26 protein-coding genes are annotated in these 22,135 nt (G+C 70.8%); 15 read left to right on the top strand and 11 right to left on the bottom strand.

The genetic code is table 11. The features are described 5' to 3' along the window. Positions 1-12: 12 nt before the first annotated feature. The 6 genes from ABZ321_RS32440 to ABZ321_RS32415 all read left to right on the top strand — a co-directional run bounded on the left by ABZ321_RS32440 (position 13) and on the right by ABZ321_RS32415 (position 4,833). On the top strand, positions 13-861 hold the full coding sequence (locus tag ABZ321_RS32440) for a cupin domain-containing protein (RefSeq protein WP_344509841.1): 849 nt from the start codon (positions 13-15) through the stop codon (positions 859-861). Then, a complete protein-coding gene (locus ABZ321_RS32435; protein ID WP_354898380.1) occupies positions 854-1,810 on the top strand; it encodes an ROK family protein in 957 nt (318 codons plus the stop codon). Before ABZ321_RS32440 ends, ABZ321_RS32435 begins: the two co-directional genes overlap by 8 nt. 106 nt (positions 1,811-1,916) lie before the next feature. Further along, positions 1,917-2,345, top strand: coding sequence for a DJ-1/PfpI family protein (locus tag ABZ321_RS32430; protein ID WP_354898377.1), 429 nt, complete (start codon positions 1,917-1,919; stop codon positions 2,343-2,345). A gap of 33 nt (positions 2,346-2,378) precedes the next feature. Next, positions 2,379-3,419, top strand: coding sequence for a hypothetical protein (locus ABZ321_RS32425; protein WP_344509835.1), 1,041 nt, complete (start codon positions 2,379-2,381; stop codon positions 3,417-3,419). Between the two features lie 11 nt (positions 3,420-3,430). After that, positions 3,431-4,096 (top strand): type 1 glutamine amidotransferase domain-containing protein, encoded by a 666-nt coding sequence (locus tag ABZ321_RS32420; RefSeq protein WP_344509833.1) that lies wholly within the window; start codon positions 3,431-3,433, stop codon positions 4,094-4,096. Further along, positions 4,093-4,833, top strand: a complete 741-nt coding sequence (locus tag ABZ321_RS32415; protein ID WP_354898374.1) for an SDR family oxidoreductase — start codon at positions 4,093-4,095, stop codon at positions 4,831-4,833. Before ABZ321_RS32420 ends, ABZ321_RS32415 begins: the two co-directional genes overlap by 4 nt. Positions 4,834-4,914: 81 nt before the next feature. On the opposite strand, the gene ABZ321_RS32410 is transcribed toward ABZ321_RS32415, so the two are convergent. Together ABZ321_RS32410 and ABZ321_RS32405 are read right to left on the bottom strand one after the other, a co-directional pair. Beyond that, the gene (locus ABZ321_RS32410; RefSeq protein ID WP_344509829.1) at positions 4,915-5,706 is read right to left on the bottom strand and encodes an SMI1/KNR4 family protein; all 792 of its coding nucleotides are present in this window, start codon (positions 5,704-5,706) and stop codon (positions 4,915-4,917) included. A gap of 201 nt (positions 5,707-5,907) precedes the next feature. Then, the gene (locus tag ABZ321_RS32405; RefSeq protein ID WP_344509827.1) at positions 5,908-6,234 is read right to left on the bottom strand and encodes a nuclear transport factor 2 family protein; all 327 of its coding nucleotides are present in this window, start codon (positions 6,232-6,234) and stop codon (positions 5,908-5,910) included. Positions 6,235-6,282: 48 nt separating this feature from the next. On the opposite strand from ABZ321_RS32405, the gene ABZ321_RS32400 reads away from it, so the two are divergent. Together ABZ321_RS32400 and ABZ321_RS32395 are read left to right on the top strand one after the other, a co-directional pair. Continuing rightward, positions 6,283-7,098, top strand: a complete 816-nt coding sequence (locus ABZ321_RS32400) for a MerR family transcriptional regulator (protein ID WP_354898370.1) — start codon at positions 6,283-6,285, stop codon at positions 7,096-7,098. A 57-nt stretch (positions 7,099-7,155) separates the two neighbouring features. Continuing rightward, on the top strand, positions 7,156-8,172 hold the full coding sequence (locus ABZ321_RS32395) for an endonuclease/exonuclease/phosphatase family protein (protein ID WP_354898367.1): 1,017 nt from the start codon (positions 7,156-7,158) through the stop codon (positions 8,170-8,172). A gap of 68 nt (positions 8,173-8,240) precedes the next feature. On the opposite strand, the gene ABZ321_RS32390 is transcribed toward ABZ321_RS32395, so the two are convergent. The 3 genes from ABZ321_RS32390 to ABZ321_RS32380 form a co-directional block, all read right to left on the bottom strand. After that, the gene (locus ABZ321_RS32390) at positions 8,241-9,107 is read right to left on the bottom strand and encodes a S41 family peptidase (protein WP_354898364.1); all 867 of its coding nucleotides are present in this window, start codon (positions 9,105-9,107) and stop codon (positions 8,241-8,243) included. A gap of 214 nt (positions 9,108-9,321) precedes the next feature. After that, complete coding sequence (locus ABZ321_RS32385; protein ID WP_354898362.1) at positions 9,322-10,053, bottom strand: methyltransferase domain-containing protein; 732 nt, start codon at positions 10,051-10,053, stop codon at positions 9,322-9,324. A 119-nt stretch (positions 10,054-10,172) separates the two neighbouring features. After that, a complete protein-coding gene (locus tag ABZ321_RS32380) occupies positions 10,173-10,583 on the bottom strand; it encodes an organic hydroperoxide resistance protein (RefSeq protein WP_344509819.1) in 411 nt (136 codons plus the stop codon). A 138-nt stretch (positions 10,584-10,721) separates the two neighbouring features. Between ABZ321_RS32380 and ABZ321_RS32375 the strand changes: the two genes are divergently transcribed. The 4 genes from ABZ321_RS32375 to ABZ321_RS32360 all read left to right on the top strand — a co-directional run bounded on the left by ABZ321_RS32375 (position 10,722) and on the right by ABZ321_RS32360 (position 13,590). After that, on the top strand, positions 10,722-11,636 hold the full coding sequence (locus ABZ321_RS32375) for an AraC family transcriptional regulator (protein WP_354898359.1): 915 nt from the start codon (positions 10,722-10,724) through the stop codon (positions 11,634-11,636). A 49-nt stretch (positions 11,637-11,685) separates the two neighbouring features. Then, positions 11,686-12,441: a YwqG family protein gene (locus tag ABZ321_RS32370; protein ID WP_354898356.1), complete on the top strand. Its 756-nt coding sequence runs from the start codon at positions 11,686-11,688 to the stop codon at positions 12,439-12,441. Positions 12,442-12,491: 50 nt separating this feature from the next. Then, positions 12,492-13,181 (top strand): hypothetical protein, encoded by a 690-nt coding sequence (locus ABZ321_RS32365; protein WP_344509815.1) that lies wholly within the window; start codon positions 12,492-12,494, stop codon positions 13,179-13,181. 82 nt (positions 13,182-13,263) lie between these two features. Further along, a complete protein-coding gene (locus tag ABZ321_RS32360; protein ID WP_344509813.1) occupies positions 13,264-13,590 on the top strand; it encodes a DUF2283 domain-containing protein in 327 nt (108 codons plus the stop codon). Between the two features lie 236 nt (positions 13,591-13,826). Here the strand turns inward: ABZ321_RS32360 and ABZ321_RS32355 are convergent, their stop codons facing one another. Continuing rightward, complete coding sequence (locus tag ABZ321_RS32355; protein WP_354898352.1) at positions 13,827-14,273, bottom strand: GNAT family N-acetyltransferase; 447 nt, start codon at positions 14,271-14,273, stop codon at positions 13,827-13,829. A 94-nt stretch (positions 14,274-14,367) separates the two neighbouring features. Here ABZ321_RS32355 and ABZ321_RS32350 point away from each other — a divergent pair, with 94 nt between their 5' ends. After that, positions 14,368-15,795 (top strand): hypothetical protein, encoded by a 1,428-nt coding sequence (locus ABZ321_RS32350; protein ID WP_354898349.1) that lies wholly within the window; start codon positions 14,368-14,370, stop codon positions 15,793-15,795. Here the strand turns inward: ABZ321_RS32350 and ABZ321_RS32345 are convergent. Beyond that, on the bottom strand, positions 15,792-16,532 hold the full coding sequence (locus ABZ321_RS32345) for a hypothetical protein (protein WP_344509807.1): 741 nt from the start codon (positions 16,530-16,532) through the stop codon (positions 15,792-15,794). The two genes, ABZ321_RS32350 and ABZ321_RS32345, sit on opposite strands and share 4 nt — an antisense overlap. Before the next feature lie 187 nt (positions 16,533-16,719). On the opposite strand from ABZ321_RS32345, the gene ABZ321_RS32340 reads away from it, so the two are divergent. After that, positions 16,720-17,301, top strand: coding sequence for a dihydrofolate reductase family protein (locus ABZ321_RS32340; RefSeq protein ID WP_354898345.1), 582 nt, complete (start codon positions 16,720-16,722; stop codon positions 17,299-17,301). A gap of 3 nt (positions 17,302-17,304) precedes the next feature. On the opposite strand, the gene ABZ321_RS32335 is transcribed toward ABZ321_RS32340, so the two are convergent. From ABZ321_RS32335 to ABZ321_RS32320, 4 genes are all read right to left on the bottom strand, one after another. Then, positions 17,305-18,273 carry a hypothetical protein gene (locus ABZ321_RS32335; protein ID WP_354898342.1) on the bottom strand — a complete coding sequence of 323 codons (969 nt, stop codon included), beginning with the start codon at positions 18,271-18,273 and terminating at the stop codon, positions 17,305-17,307. Between the two features lie 54 nt (positions 18,274-18,327). Beyond that, positions 18,328-18,540, bottom strand: coding sequence for a hypothetical protein (locus ABZ321_RS32330; protein ID WP_354898339.1), 213 nt, complete (start codon positions 18,538-18,540; stop codon positions 18,328-18,330). Positions 18,541-18,587: 47 nt separating this feature from the next. Further along, positions 18,588-20,840: a catalase gene (locus tag ABZ321_RS32325; protein WP_354898463.1), complete on the bottom strand. Its 2,253-nt coding sequence runs from the start codon at positions 20,838-20,840 to the stop codon at positions 18,588-18,590. An 82-nt stretch (positions 20,841-20,922) separates the two neighbouring features. After that, positions 20,923-21,414, bottom strand: a complete 492-nt coding sequence (locus ABZ321_RS32320) for a quercetin 2,3-dioxygenase (protein ID WP_354898336.1) — start codon at positions 21,412-21,414, stop codon at positions 20,923-20,925. Between the two features lie 58 nt (positions 21,415-21,472). Here ABZ321_RS32320 and ABZ321_RS32315 point away from each other — a divergent pair, with 58 nt between their 5' ends. After that, on the top strand, positions 21,473-22,126 hold the full coding sequence (locus ABZ321_RS32315) for a helix-turn-helix domain-containing protein (protein ID WP_354898333.1): 654 nt from the start codon (positions 21,473-21,475) through the stop codon (positions 22,124-22,126). Positions 22,127-22,135: the final 9 nt, after the last annotated feature.

The raw sequence follows: 22,135 nt of genomic DNA, 5'->3' as shown, positions 1-22,135 counted from the left end.
CGAGAAGGCGATATGACAGACGAGAGCATCCGCGAGCCGCAGGTCCTTCGGTACCGAGACCTTGAGCGGCGCACGTGGGGTGACGAGACCACTGGACGGCTGTGCGACTGGTTCTACGCCGACGACGCAACGATGAATCTCAACATCGTCGGCATGCCGCCGAACGGTTCCGCGATCTCCTCGCCGGAGCACCCCACGGTGTTCGGCGCCGACGAGCTCTTCTACGTGCTCGAAGGGCGCATGGTCCAGAGCAACCCGGTCACCGGCGAGGTCTTCGTGGTCAACCCCGGCGAGGCCATCTTCTTCCGCAAGGACACCTGGCACTACCAGTGGAACCACAGCAACACGCAGCTGCGGATGCTCGAGTTCTTCCAGCCCGCCCCCAAGGCCGGAACGGGCGGCGCCTACGCGCGTGCCCAGCCCCCGCTCGACGGCCCGCCGAAGCAGGGGCAGGACGAGCTGCTCGGCAACTGGCCGATGGCCCGCGACCTTCCGCGCGAGCGGACCACCTGGATGATCCGGGAGGCCGACATCCTCTGGCGGATGGAGGGCACCACGCGGGGCCGCGAGATCCTCGTGGGCATCCTGGCCAGCACCGAGCACCTCACCGGCGGGAAGATGTCGTTCCTGGGCGGCCAGCGCAGCGACGTGTACAGCCACGGCGCCGACAAGGTGATCTTCGTGGAGTCGGGCAATCTGCACGTCGAGCTGACCGGCACGAAGAAGTGGGTCGAGCTGGACGCCTGGGACGGCGTGCGGATCCCGGCCGGCACGCCGCACTCGTTCTACAACATGAGCCACGAGCCAGCCTCGTGCCTGTTCTCGGTGGCCGGCGAGTACCGGCCGGGCTGCGTTGAATGACCTCGCGGTCGACGGCGGTCACGACACTCTCGTGGCCGCCGTCGACTGGGGTGGGACCTGGATCCGGACGGCCGCCGTGTCGGGCGGCCGGATCGTGCGCAAGGACCGCCGCGCCAAGCCGGCGAGCCTGGCCGAGCAGTACGTCACCGTTGCCGAGATGGTCCTGCACACCACCGCGGACCTGGCCCAGCCTCCGGCGGCGGTGGGCGTGGGACTCGCGGGCGTGGTGCAGGAAGGCATCGTCGGCACCGCCCTCAACCTCGGTTTCACCGACGGGACCGACGTTGCGGCGGCGCTGCACCCGCACCTGCCGCTGCCCACCTATCTGCTCAACGACGCGCAGGCCACCGCGCTGGGCGTGGCGGCTCGCTGGCCGCACGGCACGACCGTCGTCCTGACCATGGGCACCGGCATCGGCGGAGCGGTGATCAGGGACGGCTCGCTGGACCCCGGGCTCGGCGGCGCCGGCGACTTCGGCCATGTGGTGGTCGATGTGTACGGCCCCCGCTGCCCCTGCGGCGGCACCGGCTGCCTCGAGGCGCTGGTCTCCGGACGGGTCCTGGCCGAGGCCGCGGGCGCGCTCGCGGAGGACGGGTTGAGCCCCCTGCTCGCCGCCCGCGCACACAGCGGGCGCGCCCTGCACGCCGGAGACCTGCAGGACGCCGCCGAGAACGGCGACGGCCAGGCGGTCGGCGTGCTCGACCGGTCCGCGTTCGCCCTGTCCGCCGGCCTGCGCACGATCGTCGCGACGCACGATCCGCAGCGCATCGTCCTTGCCGGGGCACCCCTGGCCCCGGACACGTGGTTCGGCCGGGCGGTGCGAACCCACTGGGACCACACCCGGCCGCGCTGGGCCCGCACGGAGCTGCACCACGTGCGCGACGACGAGGACGCGGCACTGCTCGGGGCGGCGTCGCACGCACTCGACAGGTTCACCGCGGCTTTGTAGCGGCTCAGCCCGGCTCCTGACGAACTTCCCAGCCGATCCATCGTGTGGCAAACTGCAACTGGTTCATGTACTAGACCAGTTCTCTTGAGAGGCCAGGTCAATCCCCATGACGTTGTCCAACCGTTCGATCGTCGTCTTCGCCTTCGACGGCTACCAGGAGCTCGAGTTCTGGTACCCGGTCCTGCGCGCCCGGGAGGAGGGGGCGGAGGTCAAGGTCGTCGGTCCGGGGGACGGCCCGTGTGAGAGCCACCTGGGCTACCCGATCCTCGGGGACACGGTCCCGGGCGAGGTCGTGTCCGAGGACGTGGACGCACTGGTCGTGCCGGGGACGGTGACCGGCCGCCCGGCGGCCAGCGACGAGCAGGTGGCGCTCCTGCGCCGGTTGCGCGCCGCGGAGGTGCCCATTTTCGCCAGCGGCTCCGGCGCCCACCTGGTCCGGGAGCTCGTCCTCGACGTCGATCCCGACCGCGTCGCGGTGGACGCCGACGCCCTTCCCTCCCTGTTCACCCGGCTGCGGACCGAGCTGGCCGGCTGAACCCCGCTCGCCGACGTCGAAGGAGCGTTCGTCATGCAGATCTTCCGTACCGTGCTCGGTGACGTCCCGGCCGAGGAGTCGGGCCGCATCCTCACCCACGAGCACCTGCTCTACGGCTACCCCGGGGCCGAGCTGGACCACCGGACCGTGTTCGACCACCCCGCCGCCGTCGAGCGGGTCAGCGATCAAATCGTCACCGGCATGATCCCCAACGGCTACAACACCCTCATCGACATGACCCCGGCCGAGGTCGGCCGCCACCCGCAGTTCATGGTGGACGTCGCCAAGCGCACCGGCATCAACGTCGTGGCGATCACCGGGTTCTTCCCGGAACGCATGGGCGTGCCGTACTACTGGCGCCGGCAGACCGTCGAGGAGCTCACCGACTTCTTCGTGCGTGACCTCACCGAGGGCATGGTGTTCGCCTGGCAGCAGACGCCGTACAAGGCCGGCGCCATCAAGATCGCCACCGGCCAGGAGAGCGTCTTCCCCAAGCCGAGCCCGGTGGGCGCGTACGGCCGCCACGTCCACGAGGTGGAGGACCGCCTGATCCGGGCGGCCGGCAAGGCGGCCATGGCGACCGGCTGCGGCATCAACACCCACATCGACCCGATGGACTTCGAGGTCACGAACCCGGGACGCGAGCAGCTCGAGATCCTCGACGAGGTCGGCATGGACCTCTCCAAGGTGATCATCGGCCACGCCTTCGTGCCGCCGCAGGTCAACATGATGCGCGAGGTCCTCAAGATGGGCGCGAACGTCCAGCTGGACCACATCGGCATTCCCTGGCGCGTCGGCAGCGCGGAAGAGCTGGACGAGGCGATGGCCAACGCCCTCATCGAGCTCATCGAGGACGGCTACCTGAACCGCATCGTCCTGTCGTTCGACCGGTGGTTCTTCAACCCCCGGGCGACGGTCACCGAGACCGACCCGCAGCTGGAGAACGAGAAGGTCAACCTCAACTACATGTTCACCAGCTGGGTGCCGCGCCTGAAGGCCAAGGGCGTCACCGACGAACAGCTCGACCAGATCATGATTCACAACCCCCGACGCATCCTGTCGATCGCGGTCTGACGGAGGACTGAATGGAACTGCAGAAGGCTCGAGTCGCCGTCCTGGCCGAGAACCTGTACCAGGAGCTGGAGCTGTGGTATCCGGTCCTGCGGCTGCGGGAGGCCGGTGTACGGGTCACGATCGTGGGCTCCCGCGCGGGCGAGGTGTACGCCAGCAAGCTGGGCTACCCGGCGGTGGCCGAGGTCGGCATCGCGGACGTGTCGCCCGACGACTTCGACGCGGTGATCGTGCCCGGCGGGTTCTCGCCCGAGTACCTGCGCCGGGAACCGCGCTTCGTCGAGTTCGTCCGCGCCCTGAACGACCGGGCCGCCCCGGTCGCGGCGATCTGCCACGCGGGATGGCTGCTGGCGACGGCGGACATCGTGAAGGGGCGGGCCGTCACGTCGGTCCCCGTCATCAAGGACGACGTGATTCACGCCGGTGGCGACTGGCGCAACGAGGCCGTCGTGGTCGACGGCAACCTCATCACCTCGCAGCTGCCCAACGACCTGCCCCAGTTCCTCGCACGGATCCTCGACGCCCTGGCCGGCAGCGACGCGAAGGGCGGTGACGTCCCGGCCGTCGTCCGTGATGCCACGCCGAGCTCGGCGGTCTACCGCGCGGCCGCCGTGGTGAAGAACCGTGCGGCCGGCCCGGGATCGGCCAACTACCGGGCGTACGCGGTGGCGGGCGAGTGACCGTCGCGCTGGTCGCCGGCGGCGCCACCGGCATCGGACGGGCAACCGTGCGGGCCCTGCGCGCCGCCGGCACCGACGTCTACCTGGCCGACGTCAATGACTCGGCGGCCCGGGAGGTGGCGGCGCAGGAGGCCCCGGGGCGGATCGTCGTGGGGCACCACGACCTGGCCGACCGGCACGCGCCGAAGGCCGCCGTGGACGCCGCCCTGGAGGCATTCGAGCGGCTCGACCACGTTGTCGTGACCGCCGGCCTGCACGTCGTCGCCCCCCTGGAGACCTTCGCGTTCGAGGCGTGGGAAGCGACCATGGCGGTGAACGTGCGGGCGCCCTACCTGCTGGCCCAGGCGGCCGTGGCGGCGCTGGCGGACACCCGCGGAAGCATCGTGTTCACGGGCTCGACCGCGGCCCATCGCGGCAGCCCCGGCACGTTCGCCTACGCCGCGTCCAAGGGTGCACTCATCAGCCTGACTCGATCGCTGGCGGTCGAGCTCGCGGGCCGCGGAGTTCGCGTCAACAGCGTGTGCCCGGGGTGGATCGACACCCCGTTCAACGATCCGTACTGGAACGCCCAGGCCGACACCGACGCTGCCCTGAACGGCATCGTCGCGCGGGTGCCGCTGGGCCGGCAGGGCGATCCGGAGGAGGTGGCCGCCCTCATCGTGTACCTGCTCGGTCCGGGCTCGGCCTACCTGACGGGACAGTCCGTGATCATCGATGGCGGCTTGCTCTCCGCCTGAACTACGACAGGGCGGCCGGCCGGGGACGGTGGTTCGACACCACGAGCCCCCGGGCCGTGCCGCGCGCGGCGGCGAGATGGTTCAGGCTTCCAGGCGATGGCCGATGCGGTCGAGGGCCTCCGCGCCCCAGTACGTGCTGAGCTGCGTCGCCAGGCCGCTGGCTGCCCGCACGGTGGTGACGAGGTCGACGAGCAGGTCGTCGCTGGCCGCCCACAGGTAACACTGGCCGGTCTGGCCCCACGCGTCCTTCTCCAGCAGGACCCGCTGGTCGTCGGCGCTTCCGGCGAACCGGTGCCGCTGGCCGTTGCTGTCCGTGGGCCGCTCCTCCAACCGTGTACCGAGACCCGCCCAGGCGGCCGGGTCGAAGCTCGTCACCGGTGCCCGGAGCGTCCGTTCGCCGCACATCGCCTGGTGGTCCCAGATCCGGGTGTACACCAGATCCGAGAACGAAGCCGTGAGCATCGTCCACTCGTCGGTGGGCTCCAGGTCGTCGAACGAGATCATCACGGGCGGGTCGTCGCTGCCGTCGAGCATGACCGCCCAGAAGCAGACTCCCTGATTCTCGATCATGAACGGCAGCAGCTGACGCTCGGCGACCAGATCCCACTCGCGTTCCTGGTCGGACTCGTCGCCGGGCCAGTACTCCTCCATCCGGCCCAGCTCGTGGGCCGCGTACACGCGGTCCTCGTTGCTGAACGCGCGCAGCGTCTCCTGGCCGGCGGTGAGTGAATACCACTCCCGCACCGATGCGGGCAGCGGGAAGCCGCGCGCAGCCGCGAACCGGTCGATGGCCGCGACGGCGTCGGGTGAAATCTCCGCGGTTCGCCCGGCCAGGGCCAACGAACGCGCGTGATACTGCAGCTGGGACAGCATATGTGGAACGCTCCTGAATGCCTTGTGTACGTTGACGCGATGCGATCTTGAAACGCGCGGTGCATCGTACAGAGGCGGTTCAAGGGCAGGCCGGGCCGAAACAACTCCCGCTGACGTGACCGCCCGGCGAGGGTGCCGGAGGTCCTGCCTCACGTCCCCGGCGCGGAGGAGGGTCCTCGGCCATTGCGGCGAACCACGTCCTCACGGCTCGATCACCAGCCGGACGATGGCGGAGCCGCGCAGGGTGAACCGGTAGTGCAGGTCGACCACCCCGCCCGGGAAGTCGCCTTCCAGATGCTGCACCACGTCGTAGCGATCCTCGCCGAGCCGCGTGACGGAGATGAGTTCGGTGGTGTACGTGTACTCGGACGCCGCGCCGGCCAGCCACTCGCGGATCTCATCCGTGCCGTGATGGCTGCGGCCGTCGTCGATCACGGTGGCGTCGGGTGCGTACGACGTGATCGCCCTGTCGACGTCCCGGGCGTTGTGAGCGGTCAGGTATGTCGTGATCGCTGGGGGAAGGTTCATGAGGCCAACGGTGGAGTCTCCCGCAGGGAGAGGGTCAACACTGGAGGCATGCGCCAAGGACTGACCATCGGGGAGTTCGCCACGCTGACCCACCTGAGCGTGCGGACGCTGCGCCGGTACCACGAAGCCGGCCTGCTCGAGCCGGCCACCGTCGACCCGTTCACCGGCTACCGCTACTACTCCCCCGAGCAGATCCCGTCCGCACAGGTCATCCACCGGTTGCGCGAGCTCGACGTACCCCTCGCGGATGTGAAGTCCATCCTCGCCTCCGGCGACCCGCAACGGCGCGCGGACCTCATCGCCGAGCACCTGCGCCGGCTGGAGGCGGAGCTCGACCGGACCCGGGCCGCCGTCGTGTCGCTGCGCCGCCTGCTGCGCCCCGACCCGGAGGACCTCCAGGTCGAGCTGCGCTCCGTGCCCGCCCGTACCGTCGCCGCCATCCGCGGCCACGTCACACTGGAGGACTCGACCAGCTGGTACGACGCCACGATGGCCGAGCTCGACGCCGCGTTCGGCCCGTCCGAGCGCACCGGCCCACCCGGCGGGCGTTACGCCAACGAGCTGTTCACCGCCGGCGCCGGGACGATGACGGTGTACCGCCCGGTCCGTGAACCCCGCGTGAGCGGCCGCATCGAGATCGTCGAACTGCCACCGGTCGACGTCGCCGTAGCCGTGCACTCCGGCCGGCACGACGACATCGACGTGACGTACGGCCGATTGGGATCCTGGGTGGTCGAGCATGCCTTGGCCGTCGACGGCCCGGTCGACGAGACCTACGTGGTCGGCCCCCGCGACACCCCGACGCCGGCCGACTGGCGCACCGAGATCGGCTGGCCGGTGTTCCGCCTCACCCCAGGGGACTGAGCGCTCGTCCAACGACCCGCCACGTGACGACTCGCCTGGTCCCCTACCCTTAGCGGGATGATCAGCACCGAGGAGACTCTGCCGGGCACGTCGGCTGCTGCGACCCTACAGCGGCGGCGGTGGTTGACCGTGCTGCTGTGGCTGATCATGGCGCCGTTCGCGGTATGGGCGGCGGTGCGGGTGTTCGGCCTGGAGAGCGGCTACCCGACCATCCAGCTCCTCGCCTTCACCCCGTACGTCGCGGTGGTCTCGTTCGTGCCGCTGGCGCTCGCGGTGCTGACGAAACGGATCTGGCCGGCGGTCGTGGCTGCGGGGGTGGTGGTCGCATTGGCCGCGTGCGTCCTGCCGCGCTGGATCGCCGACACCGACGCCGGGGCTCAGACAGGACCGACGCTGCGGGTGATGACCGTCAACATGCTCTACGGCCAGGCCGACCCCGGCCAGATCGTGCGCCTCGTCCGCGACGGCGCCGTCGACCTGCTCGCCGTCCAGGAGTACACCGCCGAAGCGCGTGCCGCACTGCATGCGGCCGGGCTGGAGGAGACACTGCCGGACGCGGTCACCTACCCGCGGGCCGACGCGGGCGGCTCGGCCGTCTACAGCCGCTTCCCGCTCGCCGACAAGGGGTACCGACAGCTCGCCGGCGGCTTCATGCAGGCGCACGGCAGAGTACAGGTGCCGGGCGCCCCGGAGGTGTACGTCGAGTCGGCGCACCCATGCGCCCCGATGGGCCGCGTGACGGACGCCTGTTGGCACGCCGATCTCGCGGCGCAACCGGCCGCGACCCCGAACGGGCCGGTCATCGTGCTCATGGGCGACTTCAACTCGACCCTCGACCACGAGGCGTTCCGCGGGGTGGTGGCGAAGGGGTACCACGACGCCGCCGACACCGCCGGTGCCGGGCTGTCCACGTCGTGGCCCTACGACAACCGGTGGTACTTCCCGAGCGTGACGCTCGACCACATCCTCGCCGACAAGCGCGTCGGAGTGCGGAAGGTCGTGATCCATCGCATCGCGGGGAGCGACCACCGGGCTGTGTTCGCCGAATTCGTGCTCCCGAAGGCCAGCGGCTGACCCGCGCGGAAAGATTCCTGACGGCCCTGCGAACTGCCCTGATCCTGGCCCGGCTCACCCAGCAGCCGTCAGCGCAGCGCCTCCACCGCGGTCTCGATCACCGTGTCGGGCGGGCTGACGACGTCGGGCACGACGCCGGCGCCCTCCCAGTTGGTGCCGGTGATGCTGTCGACGACGTAGGCCTCGGGCAGGTACGCCAGGACCGTCGGCGCCAGCCGGATCGGCGTGATGTGATCGGCGGCGCCGGGCGTGGTTTCACCCACGACGGCCACCCTGCCCCGTGCCTGCAGGTGATACGCGAGCGCTTCGCCGGACGAGAACGTGCCCGGGCCGACGAGGACGGCGACCGGCTGCCGCAGACTCGTGCCGGACGGCAGGGCGGGTGTCCACCACTGGCGCCGCCGGTCCGGGTAGACGACCTCGGACAGCTGCGTCGGCGTATCGCCAAGCAGCCGGCCGGCGATGTGCGCCACCGTTGCCGGGTCGCCGCCCCCGTTGGCGCGCAGGTCGAGCAGGATCCGGGCCGAGCCGTGAGCGAGGGCGAACGCGGCGTCGAGATACGGCTGGGCGAGGCTGACGGCGTCGAGGTCATCGACGCTGATGAGGCAGGTGCCGTCCGCCAGCCGCCGCACCTGCGAAACGCACGCGGCCCGAGCCCGGACCACGTCCGGGTCGGGATCCGGCCACCCCGGCGACACGGTGTCGGGCCGGCCGGTGCCGCCGGGCTCGAAGGTGAGCGCGAGATGGCGGGAGACCGTCCACGCACACTGTTCGATCGCCACGCAGTCGGCGCCGGTGACCGGGGTGTCCGCGGCCCCAAACCGTTCGGTGAGCACGGCGATGAGCGCGTCGCGTCGCGCGCCGGATGGCATCAGCCGCGGCAGCCAGCCGGTGAGCCGCTCGACGAGGTCATGCACCAGCAGGACGTCGGACATGACCGAACGGTAGAGCAGCGGGTCCGCGTCCAGCAGCCTCGACCGCTACGCCCGCAGCGAACCGGCTTCGCGCCCTGCACAGATCAAGTCCGGCAGCGAACGGCGTCGGCGCCGACAGCGACGGCACGCGGATTCTCACTGCGCAGCAACGAGCGGACAGCGGCTCCGGACGCCAAGATCGTGACCGGCGGCGCGGCAGGTCGGGCCGCGATGGTCAGGTTGCGCGTCGTGCGGCGACGATGAGGAAGTTCGGCAAGTGGACGTAGGCGTCGATGCCGTCGGGGCCGTCGGAGGCGACGTCGGGGGCGAGTCCGGGCTCGGCGATCTCGGTCAGGTGGCAGCCGAGGCTGGTGAGCTGGTTGAGGTAGGTCGAGAGGGTGCGGTGGAAGTTGGCGCCGCTGGGCCCGGGGATCTCGTACTCGGCGAGGTAGCGGTGCGTGCGGTACTCACCGTGGTCGCGCCAGGCGGTCCACAGCTGTTCGAAGCAGGGGTGGTTGACAGTGAACACGAACAGTCCGCCGGGTTTGAGCGCGTGCACGCACGCCTGCATGGCGCCGGTCCAGTCCGGGATCGCGGGCAGGACCATGCTGGCGACCACGGCGTCGAACGGTGCGCCGAGGTCCGGCAGGGCGCACAGGTCAACCTGAATGTACCGGATGCCTTGCGGCGCAACGGCTTCCTGCTCCACCGCGAAGTCGAACAGGGACTGGCCGGGCTCGACGCCGACGGTCCGGGCGCCGCGCCCGGCCAGCATCCGGCTGAGGTAGCCGTTGCCGCAGCCCGCATCGAGCACCCGCCGCCCGGCCACGTCGCCGAGCATGCGCAACAGGACGGGGTTGATCAGGTGGCGCTTGGCGAAGTCGCCGTCGTGCGCCATCTGCTCCAACAAGGTGCGGGGCATCGTTCCCCAGCGTTGGATGGCCATGTCGTTGGTCCACTCGGTCACGATGTGCTCCCTCTGGTCCTTGTCTTGCTGATGAGTCTGGTGGGCTCACCGAGCTGTGTCATGCGGCGGGTTCCTGCGTCGCGGACTCCGGTGGTCGCGATCCAGGCGGCGTCCGGCGGTTACCCGGCGAGCAGTTCGACTGGGATGTTGCCGCGTGTGGCGTGGGAGTACGGGCACACCTGGTGAGTGGCCTCGATGAGTTCGCGACCGGCTTCCCGGGGCAGGCTTTCCGGCAGCTTCGTCCGCAGGGTGACTTCGAGACGGAAGCCGCCTTGCCCGTTCGGGACGAGGCCGACCTCAGCGGTGACCGACATGCCGGAGACGTCGATCTTCTTCTTCTGCGCCACCAGCTGCATCGAGGTGGCGAAACAGGCGGCGTAGCCGGCCGCGAACAACTGCTCGGGGTTGGTGCCGTCGCCGGTGCCGCCCAACTCCTTCTGGAGGGCGAGCGTGACGTCCAACTTGCCGTCCGAGCTGAAGGCGCGGCCGTCGCGGCCGGTGGCGGTCGCGACGGCGGTGTAGTGGCTCATGTACTGCTCCTCTGGTAGACGGACCGATCGGTTGACTGCATTCACCGTATGGAGATCAAAGACCGCTCTCCATGGCTCTAGGTCTTCGATCCATGTCTGATCGTCTCGATCGGTGCCGTCAGGCGATACGATCTGGAGATGGACGTACTCAGTGACGCCATCCGCGTCATGCGCACGGGGCGGCCACATTCCGCCGAGATCCGCAAACGTGTCCCGTGGGGAGTGCGGGCCGAGCCGTTCTCCGGGGCCGGCTTTCACGTGGTGCTGGAAGGGACGTGCTGGCTGATCCCGCCGGATGGCGCGACGATCGCGCTGGGTCCGGGCGATGTGGTGTGCCTGCCGCACGGTTGCGGGCACGCGCTGGCCGACAGCCTGTCCAGGCCGCTGGCGGGCGCACCCTCGGCCGCCCTGCCGGAGGTGGTGCCGAGTGCCGACGACGGCGAAGGCGCCGCCACGATCCTGTTGTGCGGCGCCTACACGCTCGACCAGACCCGGCCGCATCCACTGTTCCAGGAACTGCCCGAGGTGATTCACCTGCCGGCTCGCCTCGGCCACCGCTCGCCGCTGCACGCTGCTGTCAACCTGCTCGGCGACGAGATCGCCAACCCCGGCCACGGAACCGAAGCCGTCGTTTCGGCTCTGCTGGACATGATGCTGCTCTACATCCTGCGGGCCTGGCTCGCCGACCAGACCGAGGGCGGCCCGGCCACCGGTTGGGCCGCGACGCTGGCCGATCCCGCGATCACCGCGGCGCTGCGCCACATCCACCAGGAACCCGCCCGGCAGTGGACGGTCGAAGCGCTGGGCGCGAAGGCCGGGCTGTCGCGGGCGGCCTTCTCTCGCCGGTTCACCTCACTGGTCGGCAAACCACCCCTCGGCTACCTGACCTGGTGGCGGATGACCTTGGCAGCGCGACTGTTGCGCGACAGCAACAAATCGGTGCAGACCATAGCGCAGAGCGCCGGATACACCTCCGAATTCGCCTTCGCCAAAGCGTTCAAACGGGAGCAAGGCTTGGCCCCTGGCCAGTACCGCCAGCACTCGCGAAGGTAATCCCGGCGCGCGTTACCTGCGGCAGATCGTGCACTCATAGTTGCCGTCGGTGCGTATCCAGCCAACCGAAGCGTGTGACGCGGACGCTGCGGTGACCCGGTTCGGGGGTGTGCCGCTCGTTGGCATGGGCTTCGCATGGCCGACGAAGGACGACGGCCGACCGCTGAGTCTGATCGGCCAGTGGCGTTGCGACGAGCTGAACCGGTGGATCGGCGAGCAGCTCCTGCCGGCCGACAGCCTGCTCTGCTTCTTCTTCGACGTGGAGGAAGAGGCCGGCTGGGGCCTTACCCCGCAGGACGTCCGGGCCTGGCGGGTCATTGCCACCGACACTGCCACCGCTTCCCCCGCGCAGCCGCCCGTCGGCGCGGTCACCTATCCAGCCGTTGCTGCGGAGGGACGCCGGGTGCTGACGATGCCGCAATCGGATGAACCTGCGATCGAAGCCATCTGGGCCTGGGCCACTCCTGCATCCCTGACCTACGAACGCCTCCGGCTCGATGAGGGACCCGGTCGCGTTCACCGCGCCTTCGGATGGCCGGAACCGCAGCAGCATCCGATGCATCTCGACTGCCAACTCGTCACCAACGGCATCGAACTCACGGCGGCCGGCTACCGCGACCCACGCGTCCCGGAACTCCAGACCGACGCCGCAGGCTGGCGGCTGCTGTGGCAGGTGGACACCGACTTGCACGGCCTCGGGATCGAGTGGATGTGGGGCGACATGGGCAAGCTGTACTTCTGGATCCGCAGTGAGGATCTTGCCATCGGCTGCTTCGACCGAGTCTGGGTCCTCGTACAGGGCTGAGGCCGAACGTCTCAACTCATCGGCTGCACGCGTAGCCGTAGGATGCGGTCGTGGTGTCGTCGCTGTCGTTGTCGCTCGAGAGAGCGCTGCATGCGCGGTCCGCCGAGCAGGTGCGGGTGATCGTGCGGATCGACGGCGTCGACATCAGCCACGCCAACGGCGACGACGGCCCGGACCCGTGGGACGCGCTGGTGCCGGTGAACCGTTTCGTGGCGACCGGCGACCTCACGACCGCAACGCTTGCCTGCTGCCCGAGCTGCGGCCCGGACTGCTGCGCGATCGAAGCGCGGGTCCGCCGCGAGGGCGACGTGGTGCGCTGGGAGGTGGGTGACCGGCGCGGCGTTCGTCATGTGGGCGAGCGGCGCACGATCCTGTTCGATGCCGCGGCGTACGACGCCGAGGTTGCCCGCATCGAGGCCGACCGCAGCTGGGAGACGGCGATGCACCGGGCCGGGCGGCTCATCCTCGCCGGCCTTGCCCTGCCGTCAGGGATCGAGGGCGTGCGGGTCGGCGTGATCGGCACCGGAGAACTCGAGGTGTGGCTCGAGGAGCCGGACGAGTACCAGATCTGGGTGGACGCCCCGTGGGACCCGCAGCGGCCCGACGAGAGCGCCGCCGCGGTGCGGGCGATGCTCGCCGGACCCACCGCCGACTGGCCCGCGCGGTGGCACAGCATCAAGGGGGGCCGCGAGGACCCGCCGGCGTACGCCGGTCCGTCCTGGCGGCACTTCGAGTTGTAACGGAACAGCGCGAGTGGCGCCCGGCTTCAGCCGCCGTACGGCACGGTCCGGACCGCCATGGCGTTTCAGGCTACGCCGACGCGTGAACGTCGTTGAAGCTCTGGAAGCATTTCGCCTGCAACAGGCAAGATTGACCGTCGTGGGACGCTGGGGCATGGCTCAGTTGAAGGTCACCTACGACGAGACCGTGAATGCGGCCTACATCTACCTCAAGCCCGGAGCCGAGGGCGCCAGAGTGGCCCGCATGTACGCGTGCGACCCGATCGGGGTCGACGGAATGATCAATCTGGACTTCGACGGATCCGGCCGCCTCGTCGGCGTCGAGGTGCTGGCCGCGCGCACGAAGCTTGCACCGGAGCTGCTCGCGATGGCCGAGGACATCACCGAGCCAGATCAGAGCGCCGAGTAGCGGTGCGGTGGGCGTCGACGCGACAGGGCGGGTAGTGGATCGTCGGGATCGGGTGGCCGGGGGGCTTGTTGGGTGTGCACGCCGGGGACACGCTCGGGGCGGCCGTGGAGTTCTCGTCCTGGGCGAGTATTCGTGACCGGTACCCCGGCGGGCTGCGGGACATCGTGGGAGGTTCGGCACCGCCGCCGACTCGCTGTGCGGCCGGTGACGGTACCGCGGCAGGAGGTGAACGGCCGTCAGGGCAGGTCCCGGCGCAGGATGTGGTTCAGGCCGAAGTCCGTCTCGATGGAGCGGACGTCGACGTAGCCGAGCCGGCGGTAGAAGTCGTGCGCGGTGATGCTCGCGCTGGTCTCCATGTGGTCGTAGCCGTCGGTCACGGCCAGCGCCTCGATGTGGCGCAGGAGGAGTCGTCCGATGCCGCGGCCGGCGGACGTCGGGTGGACGAACATGCTGTGGACCTTGTTGCCGTCGCGGGAGATCGTGCCGGTGATCCCGTCTGTTTCGGCGACGAACATCTGCCGTTGCGCGGCGAGTTCCTGGACGCGTTGCGCCGTGAAGTGGACGCACATCCGCTCGATGATCTCGCTCGGGTAGTCGCGGCTGTTGACCTCGCGCAGGCAGCGTTCGATGATGCCGGCCACGGCGTGGGCGTCAGCATTGTCGAACCGTCGAATCGTCACCATCGATCCATCGTGCCAGCATCAGGCGCCGACACGCCCGGGTTCGGCACGGACACTGCCGGTCGCCACGACCACCAGGGCCGGTAGGGTGCGGCGCATGTCCAAGCTGGCCGGGAGTCTGTCGGCGGTGTTCGCCGGGTACGCCGAGTTCTGGCTCGGGGTGTCGCGGCCGGTGCCGGAGTTCCGGGTCGAGGTGCACGGGCCGGACCTGGAGCTCACGGTCGAGGTGGACGGGGCCGAGCGGCGGGTGGTCGGGCGGCTGTCCGCCTACGCGGTGCTGGCGCACCGGTTCTGGGCCGCGGTCCTGCCGCCGCCGGTGGTCATCCCGTCGCTGATCCGCGAGGGCAACGAGGGACGCGACTGGGCACAGTTCGACGACGAGCACGCCGGAGCACCGCTGCGGGAGGCCGCGGCCTGCCTCGAAGCGGCGGGCGAGCGGACCGAGGCGGCCCTGGTCCATCGGCTCCTGGCGGCCACCGACGGCGACTGGGGTGTCCCGCCGTGGACGAGCGACAAGGACTACACCGGCCATCACCAGGTGCCGGTGTCGTTACTGGCGGAGGTCCAGCGCCGCAGCCCGGTCGTGGACCGGATCGCCGGCCGCAAGTCCTGGAACGCCACCGGCACCGTCAAGGCGCTGCAGGCCGGCGTCGGGGTGAGCGACCCGTTCGACCGGCTGGCCCTCGCGCACCTCTCCGCGCATGCGATCGGTGAGTGGATGTGGTCGGAAGGGCTCAAGCACGACGAGGCGCTCCGGTTCCTGCTGGCGTTGACGACCGACCCGGACGCCGCCGGCATGGTGGCGCTCGGTGGCGCCGAGGACATGGGGCTGGCGCTGGCCCGGCAGCGGGCGTACGCGGAGGCGATCCCGTGGCTGACCGCCTGCATCGACGGCGGCGTCCGCGTGGCCGAGCTGGCCGCGGCCCGGCACGAGTGCCGGCTGGCGGTCGGCGACCCTGCCGCCGACGACGACTGGGCCCTGGTCGAGCGGACCATCGGCGCACCGGACGCCAAACGGAACCGCGGCGAGGCGTACTGGAACGACGTCCGGTTCTCGGGCGGTCTCGCCGCCAGGCGCGCGGTGGCCCTGGCCCGGGCCGCGGAGGCCACCGCGCTGCGGGCCGCCGGTGAGGATCTGTGGCTCGTCGAGCAGGTCCGCCGGTACGGCCGCGACACCGCACGCAAAGGCATCGAGCGGCTGCTCAAGAAGCAGGCCTACACGCCCGGCGACGACGAGGCCGCCGCGCTGCGCGCCCGCGCCCAGGACCTGTGCGAGCAGGCGTTGCGCACGGCCGGGCCGGAGGCGGCGGACACGACACCCACCACCGTGGAGGGCGGCAAGGACCGGGAGCGGTTCTTCCGCGCCAATGCGCTGTTCGGCTCGGTCGGCCGGGCCCGCGAGGCACTCGGCGACCGCGACGGCGCGCTCGCCGCCTACACCGCGGCCCGCGACATCGCGCTCGCCTCCGGCATCACCGGCGACTGGTGGGACGGCGACGTCCAGCGGGTCGGAAACGCCGCTTAGGGAACGTCGACGACATCCACCACCTCGCCCTCGTACGTCCACACTTCCGGGGGCGGGCCGAACGCGCGGCGAGCGGCCCGCACGGCCAGACTGGCGACGGCGGCGTTGGCGCCACCGCCGATCACCGCGCCGATGCCGAACGGCGCCACCCGGCCGAGCACGATGATGCCCTGCCTGGTCCCGTACTTGGTGATGAAGTTCCTGCCCAGGATCTTGTTGATCTGCCGCAACGTCTCGGTCGGCACCTTGGCGACGACCTGACGCCCCCAGTGCTGCCCCGTGCGCTCGGCGACCTTGCTGATGGTGGCGGAGCTGGTCCCGCCGAGCATGATGCCCATCACGATCGTCCGGCGGCGCTCCAGCTCGTCGATGGGGACGCCGTGGATCTCGGCGACCGAGAGCGCGAACAGGGCGGTCAGCTCGAGCGATGAGAGCACCTCGCCCGCCGACAGCGCCAGCGCGACCCCCGTGCCGACGCCGGGCGCGGCCGCGGCCCCGCCGACCGCGGCACCCGTCCCGGCCAGGGCGCTGACGTACATCCGCTCCAGGTTGCGGATCACCTGCGCCGGTGTCGCGTCCGGGTTCCGCTGGCGGGCCCGGGCGATGTTCCTGGCCACCAGCGAGCCGTGGACACCGATCGCCTTGTCCAGCACGTCGAGCACCCGTTGCCCACGTCCGGCCGCCGGAACCGGACCTTCGGGGGCATCGGTGTCCACATCGTCGTCGCGTGCCGTCATGGCCGAATCGTGCACGTCGGCCGGCGACAAGGGCACCGCCGAACATCCAGTTCTCCGCCGTTGCTTCGGGCACGCGCACTCCCGCGGAAATATCCTGGTGCGGTGTGTCGGATCGGGTGGCGGCCGTTCGTAGACATGAGTGAGGGCGGCCGACAGAGGGCCGCCGCAGGAACCGAAGGGAACCGACATGACCGCGGTCTACACCTGGGACGTCTTCTCCACGCTCGACGGCTACGGCTCCTACGCCGAGCCCGGCGACTGGGGCGGCTACTGGAGCAAGCAGGGCCCCGAGCTGCTCGCGCACCGCGCCGCACTGTTCGACACCCCGCAGCGCATGGTCTTCGGCGCCACCACCTTCCGGGAGAACGCCGAGATCATGTCCTCCGGCCTCGACCCCCACACCCTCGACGAGTGGAACGTCCGGACGATGCGGATGCCGGCGACGGTGATCTCCTCCACGTTGCGGGACACGCTCGGCTGGCCCGACGCGACCATCGTCAGCGGCGACGCGGTGGACATCGTCAAGCGGCTCAAGGAGGAGTCCGATGTACCGCTGCGCTCGCAGGCCAGCCTGTCGCTCAACTGGGCGCTGATGGCCGCCGGCCTGGTCGACCGCGTGCAGGTGACGATCTTCCCGGTCATCTCCGGCCTGACCGGCACCAGCCCGATCCTCAAGGGCGCCGCCGACTTCGACCTCGAGCTGCTCGAGAGCCGGACCCTCGACGGGCGCACCCAGGAGCTCGTGTACCGGCCGACCCGCCGGCGGTGAGGTTCAGCGCAGCTGCGGCAGGAAGCGGTGCCGGGCGAGCGCCGCTGTCGTCTCGGCCGCGAGGGCGGCGACGAGCGCGGTGATCGCCAGGATGACGACCCAGGCCCAGATCCGGGCTCCCGGTGGGTGGCCGTAGGCGATCCAGTGCAGCCCGAACGTGGCGACCGCCGCGTACGGGAACGCGTACGCCCAGAACCCGGAGCTGAAGCGCAGGTGGCGGTACATGCCGATGAGCCGGAGCTGGACGAGGGCCGCCAGGAGCGTGTAGCCGGCGAGCCCGAAGGCCACGGCGTCGACCTTGCCGTGGGTGATGGCCAGGTACGCCAGGCCGGCGAGGGCGGGCGGCGCCGCCAGGATCGCCAGGGTGGGTTGCAGCTGCGGGGGAAGCGGCCCGCGGAAGTACAGCCGGGCCAGGATCATCGACTCGATGACGAGCCACGACACGAGCCCGATGCCGAAGAACACCCGGGCGAGGCCAGGCCAGCCGGCGAGCGCCGCGCCGATCGTGGCGATGAGCCCTCCGGCGACCGTGGGCAGCACGTACCCGGGGTGCAGCTTGTCCATGTCGAGGCCGCCGGCGATCCACTGGCCGGTCATCCACCCGGCCAGCACGACCGTGACGATGGCGAACACCCCGAACAGCCACTGACCCGCCCCGCGGTCGTGCCGCATCAGGCCGATGGACAGCAGCATGCCGACGATCGGGATCACCGAGATGAACGGTCCCAGCACCGGGTCGGTCAGTTCGGCGCCCCAGCCGCCGGCCCGCCGCGACACCTGCGTGACGTAGCCGACGAGCAGCGTCAGCCAGACCGCGGCCGCCAGTATGCACAGGATGTCGGACACGAGGGCGGGCGCGAATCCCAGCACCGCGGCGTAGCCCCAGCAGCCGGCAAGGCCTGTCAGGCCGTACGCGATGCCGAACAGATTCGGTGTGATCCCGACGCGTGGCTCATTCGTCCGTGCGTTCACCGCGGCACGCTACCCGCCGATCCGGCCGTTATGCCGGTGCCGTGGTGCCGGGCATCAGTCGCAGCCGCCGGTTGCCGGCGTGCCCGCGACCCGGCCGCCGATTCGTTCGGGGAGACCGGTGACCGCTCCGACGACACACGCCGGCACCGACTCCGGCACCGGCGCAGCGGCCAGTTCGATCCGCTCGATCACCAGCGCCGTGACAGCGAGCGCGGGGAAGGTCAGCACGAACGCACCCAGCCCGAGAACCGCCCGCCGATGCGACACCCGGTCATCGTGCCACCGATCCCCGGCGCTCACCGCCCACGCGGCGGTCAGACGATCGTGGCGGGGAACCGCTCCCAGACCCGGTGCGCGCCCATCAGCCGCAGCACGTCCGCGAAGACCTCCTCGGCGGCATCGCCGGTGACGACGCCCGGTGAGCCGGTGACGCCGGTCGCGGTCAGCACCGTGGTGCCCGCGCCCCAGGCACCGATCGCCTTGGCGTGCCGCCAGCACTCCTCGACCAGCAGCAGGACCCGCGGGTCGACAGCGGCGTCGGCGGGCTTGGCCTCGCGGGACGGGGGCGCGTCGGGTGCGGGGACGGGCGCGCCGGCGAGCAGCAGGGCGTCGAACTCGATCGACCGGCCGGTGGCGAACGTCCGTTGCACCGGCAGGCCGCCGGCCATCCCGCCGTGCGGTGCGATCAGCAGCGGCACCATGCCGGCGGCGAACACGGCCTCGCGGAGGGCTCGTACATCGGCCATGTCGCCTTCAGGGTCGACGACGACGCCGACGGTGCGGCCGTCCGGCGGCCACACGCGCCCCACCTGTGACAGCGCGGGGCTCGGCGTCACCGCGGCCACGGGCGTGGCCGGCTGCGGTGCGGGCAGGCCCAGCCCGGCGGCCACCTGTGCGCACAGCACCGGGTCGATGTTGGCGAGGGCCTGCAGCTGCCGTTCCTTGATCGCCTGCTCGTAGCACTTGCCGAGCTCGAAGGTGTACGCGCGGACGATGTGCTCCTGCTCCACCGGCGACATGCTGGCCCAGAACAGCCGGGCCTGGCTGAAGTGGTCGTCGAACGACGCCGGGTTGGCGCGGATCTTCGGCGCCTCCGCGACGGTCACCGGGGTGTCGGAGAAGGCGTGCTCGGCGTCGCCGGCGACGAAGGGGTTGCCTCCGTCGAGGGAGTTCGGCCGGTACGGTGCGACCCCGGCGTGCACGGCCTGCTGGTGGAAGCCGTCGCGGAGCATGTCGTTGACCGGCGCGTGCGGCCGGTTGATCGGGATCTGCGCGAAGTTCGGGCCGGCGAGCCGGGTGATCTGGGTGTCGAGGTAGGAGAACAGCCGCGCCTGCAGCAGCGGGTCGTTGGTGACGTCGATGCCGGGCGGCAGGTGGCCCGGGTGGAACGCGACCTGCTCGACCTCGGCGAAGAAGTCCCGCGGCGTCTGGTTGAGGACCATCTTCCCGACCGCCTGCACGGGTGCGAGCTCCTCCGGCACGATCTTCGTCGGGTCGAGCAGGTCGATCCCGGCGAACGTCTCGTCCGGCGTGTCCGGGAACACCTGGACGCACAGCTCCCACTCGGGGTAGGCGCCGGACTCGATCGCGTCGTACAGGTCGCGGCGGTGGAAGTCGGGGTCCATGCCGCTGAGCAGCTGCGCCTCCTCCCACACCAGGGAGTGCACGCCGAGCTTCGGCTTCCAGTGGAACTTCGCCAGCACCGTCTCGCCGGCGTCGTTGACCAGCCGGAACGTGTGGATGCCGAAGCCTTCCATCATCCGGAACGAACGGGCGATGCCCCGGTCGGACATGTTCCACATCACGTGGTGCTGGGCCTCGGTGTGCAGCGACACGAAGTCCCAGAACGTGTCGTGCGCGCTCTGCGCCTGCGGGATCTCGCGGTCCGGGTGCGGCTTGCCGGCGTGGATGATGTCGGGGAACTTGATGCCGTCCTGGATGAAGAAGACCGGCATGTTGTTGCCGACCAGGTCGAACGTGCCCTCCTCGGTGTAGAACTTCGTCGCGAAGCCCCTCGTGTCGCGCACGGTGTCGGCGGAGCCGCGGGACCCCAGTACCGTGGAGAACCGCACGAAGACGTCGGTCTCCTTGCCCTTCCTGAGGAAGCCGGCCCGGGTCAACGTGTCCGCGGTGCCGTAGCCGGTGAAGACGCCGTGCGCGCCGGCGCCGCGCGCGTGCACCACCCGCTCCGGGATCCGCTCGTGGTCGAAGTGCGTGATCTTCTCGCGGAGGTGGTGGTCCTGCAGCAGAGTCGGCCCGCGCGGCCCGGCCTTGAGCGAGTGGTCGGTGTCGCGCAGCCGCGCGCCCTGCGCCGTGGTCAGGTATGCGCCCTGCTGTCCGTTCGCCGCGGGCGGCGCGCCGGTCTTCTCCCCCGTCGGAGTGCGCGTGTCGGGGCCACCCTGGTCCTGCTTCGCCGGCAGCGGCGGCGCCGGTGCCGTCGGCTCCTCGACCGTCGGCGTCCCGCTGCCCGGTGACCCGGGCACGTCGGGCGTCAGCAGGTCGGCCACCTTCTCTGCGGCGGCTTCGACGGCGTGCTTGACGGCCTTCGCGGGCTTGCTGGTGACCATGGCGAGTACCTCCATGAAGTGGACTCATGCAGGCCTTCCGGACTACCCGGGGCAGGTCCGGACAAACGTCTCCACGGCCCGTTCAGTGCCCGGGTGGGGGTCCGAGGAGCTCGATCGCGTGCTGGGCCGCGGCGTGGCCGAGGGCGACGGGATCGATCGGTCCGGGGTCCGGCAGCCGGGGTGCCCGCGCCGGCTCGCCGACCGCCGCGGCGAACTGGTCGAAACCCGACGGCGTGGTGATCTGCAGGGTCCGCAGGGGTTCGTCGGCGCCGACCACGAATGAGTGCGGCAGTCCCGTCGGCAGCAGGACGAAGTCACCCGGGCCGGCCGGCAGCACCTGCCCGTCGCAGTGGAACTGCGCCGTGCCGGACAGCACGTAGAACAGCTCGTCCTCCTCGAGGTGCCGGTGCAGCGGTGGCGCGAAGCCGGGCGGATTGACGAACTCGACGACCGTGAGACGCCCCCGCGTCTGCGCACCGGCCGCCTTGACCGTCACCAGGCTGCCGAGGAACCACAGCGCCTCACCCTCGCCGTCGCGCCGCACGTACGGACGGACCGCTTCCGTGTCTGACATGCCCCACCCCATTCGATATACCGCTGTCTAATGAATACGTTGCTAGTATGGCGGAACCATGAGTGATGTCAACGGCAAGCCGCGGCGGCGGTACCAGTCGTCCGTCCGCGAGGAGGGCGCCCAGCGGACCCGCCGCGCGATCGTGGCCGCGGCCGGCGAACTGTTCGTCGAGCGCGGGTATGTCGTCACCTCGCTGGCCGAGATCGGCGCCGCCGCCGGCGTCGCCCGGCCGACCGTCTTCGCCGCCTTCGGCTCCAAGCCCGCCCTCCTCAAGCAGGTGCTGGACCAGGCGCTCGCCGGCGACGACGAGCCCGTGGCCGTCGCCGACAGGCCGTGGTTCCGCCCCGTCTGGGACGCCACCACGCCCGGCACGGTCCTCGACGCCTACGCCGACGCGTGCGTCGTCATCGCCCGCCGCGCCGCGCTGCTGTTCGAAACCGTCCGCAGGGCGGCCGACGACGCGCCGGAGGTCGCCGAGCTGTGGGACACCCTGCAGCGCAACCGCCGGGCGGGCGCGGCGATGGTCGTCAGGCAAGTCCAGACGCTCGGCACCCTCGCCCCGCCGCTCGACACGGAGACCGCGACGGACGTGCTGTGGATCTACAACGACCCGGGCCACCACGCGGCCCTGGTGTCACAGCGTGGCTGGCCCGAGGACGCGTTCCGCCGCTGGCTGGCCACCAGCATGCGCCGCGCGCTCCTGCCCACCTAAACGCTCCTG

Source organism: Dactylosporangium sp. NPDC006015 (genome assembly GCF_040614215.1).
Lineage (GTDB): Bacteria > Actinomycetota > Actinomycetes > Mycobacteriales > Micromonosporaceae > Dactylosporangium > Dactylosporangium maewongense.
This window is presented reverse-complemented; position numbering and strand designations above follow the sequence as displayed.

Excerpts from the sequence above, each read along its gene's own strand:
- ABZ321_RS32440 (WP_344509841.1), top strand. The coding sequence starts at position 13 with ATGACAGACGAGAGCATCCGCGAGCCGCAGGTCCTTCGGTACCGAGAC.
- ABZ321_RS32430 (WP_354898377.1), top strand. The coding sequence starts at position 1,917 with ATGACGTTGTCCAACCGTTCGATCGTCGTCTTCGCCTTCGACGGCTAC.
- ABZ321_RS32425 (WP_344509835.1), top strand. The coding sequence starts at position 2,379 with ATGCAGATCTTCCGTACCGTGCTCGGTGACGTCCCGGCCGAGGAGTCG.
- ABZ321_RS32420 (WP_344509833.1), top strand. The coding sequence starts at position 3,431 with ATGGAACTGCAGAAGGCTCGAGTCGCCGTCCTGGCCGAGAACCTGTAC.
- ABZ321_RS32410 (WP_344509829.1), bottom strand. The coding sequence starts at position 5,706 with ATGCTGTCCCAGCTGCAGTATCACGCGCGTTCGTTGGCCCTGGCCGGG.
- ABZ321_RS32405 (WP_344509827.1), bottom strand. The coding sequence starts at position 6,234 with ATGAACCTTCCCCCAGCGATCACGACATACCTGACCGCTCACAACGCC.
- ABZ321_RS32400 (WP_354898370.1), top strand. The coding sequence starts at position 6,283 with ATGCGCCAAGGACTGACCATCGGGGAGTTCGCCACGCTGACCCACCTG.
- ABZ321_RS32395 (WP_354898367.1), top strand. The coding sequence starts at position 7,156 with ATGATCAGCACCGAGGAGACTCTGCCGGGCACGTCGGCTGCTGCGACC.
- ABZ321_RS32390 (WP_354898364.1), bottom strand. The coding sequence starts at position 9,107 with ATGTCCGACGTCCTGCTGGTGCATGACCTCGTCGAGCGGCTCACCGGC.
- ABZ321_RS32380 (WP_344509819.1), bottom strand. The coding sequence starts at position 10,583 with ATGAGCCACTACACCGCCGTCGCGACCGCCACCGGCCGCGACGGCCGC.
- ABZ321_RS32375 (WP_354898359.1), top strand. The coding sequence starts at position 10,722 with ATGGACGTACTCAGTGACGCCATCCGCGTCATGCGCACGGGGCGGCCA.
- ABZ321_RS32355 (WP_354898352.1), bottom strand. The coding sequence starts at position 14,273 with ATGGTGACGATTCGACGGTTCGACAATGCTGACGCCCACGCCGTGGCC.
- ABZ321_RS32350 (WP_354898349.1), top strand. The coding sequence starts at position 14,368 with ATGTCCAAGCTGGCCGGGAGTCTGTCGGCGGTGTTCGCCGGGTACGCC.
- ABZ321_RS32345 (WP_344509807.1), bottom strand. The coding sequence starts at position 16,532 with ATGACGGCACGCGACGACGATGTGGACACCGATGCCCCCGAAGGTCCG.
- ABZ321_RS32340 (WP_354898345.1), top strand. The coding sequence starts at position 16,720 with ATGACCGCGGTCTACACCTGGGACGTCTTCTCCACGCTCGACGGCTAC.
- ABZ321_RS32325 (WP_354898463.1), bottom strand. The coding sequence starts at position 20,840 with ATGGTCACCAGCAAGCCCGCGAAGGCCGTCAAGCACGCCGTCGAAGCC.
- ABZ321_RS32320 (WP_354898336.1), bottom strand. The coding sequence starts at position 21,414 with ATGTCAGACACGGAAGCGGTCCGTCCGTACGTGCGGCGCGACGGCGAG.
- ABZ321_RS32315 (WP_354898333.1), top strand. The coding sequence starts at position 21,473 with ATGAGTGATGTCAACGGCAAGCCGCGGCGGCGGTACCAGTCGTCCGTC.